Origin of the sequence: Salinarimonas ramus, from assembly GCF_014645695.1 — a bacterium.
Taxonomy (GTDB): Bacteria; Pseudomonadota; Alphaproteobacteria; order Rhizobiales; family Beijerinckiaceae; genus Salinarimonas; species Salinarimonas ramus.
Genome location: NZ_BMMF01000053.1, coordinates 1 through 539 on the forward strand (window position 1 = coordinate 1; position 539 = coordinate 539).

The following is a 539-nucleotide window of genomic DNA, read 5'->3' on the forward strand; positions in this document are numbered from 1 at the left end:
CGCCCGGACCGACGGCCAGACGCCCGACCCCGAATGGGAGGGCAAGCTCGATCGCGCGTCGCGGAAGTTCCAGTCCCTCGCCGAGCGCGCCGCGCGCTGGGTCGGGGTGCGCCCCCCGCCGAGCGCCGATCCGGAGCCGGCCGCGTAGCCGGCCGACCCGCATCGTTTCCACGACATCCCCCGAAACGCCGATCGGAGCCCCCTGCATGATCCGCCTACGTCCCGCCCTCGCGGCCGCCTGCATCCTGGCGGCGACGCCCGCGACGGCCGAGCGCGTCTCCGTCCTCGTCTTCGACGCGTCCGGCTCGATGTGGAACCGCGTCGAGGGCGACCTCAGCCGAATCGAGGTCGCGCGCGACGTCATCGGCGAGTATTTCGGCACCCGCGACGGTGCGGTGCCGCTCGCCGTCGTCGCCTACGGGCACAATCGGCGTGGCGATTGCGGGGACATCGAGGTCGTCTCGCCGATGGGGCGCACCGCCGCGAGCGCGCTCGAGGCGCGGCTGCGCGGGCTCACGCCGCGGGGCATGACGCCGCTG

1 protein-coding gene is annotated in these 539 nt (G+C 74.8%); it reads left to right on the forward strand.

Translation table 11 applies throughout. The features are described 5' to 3' along the window. Window positions 1-206: 206 nt before the first annotated feature. The coding region (locus tag IEX89_RS24200) for a vWA domain-containing protein (protein WP_188915847.1) at window positions 207-539 on the forward strand (333 nt) is incomplete at its 3' end.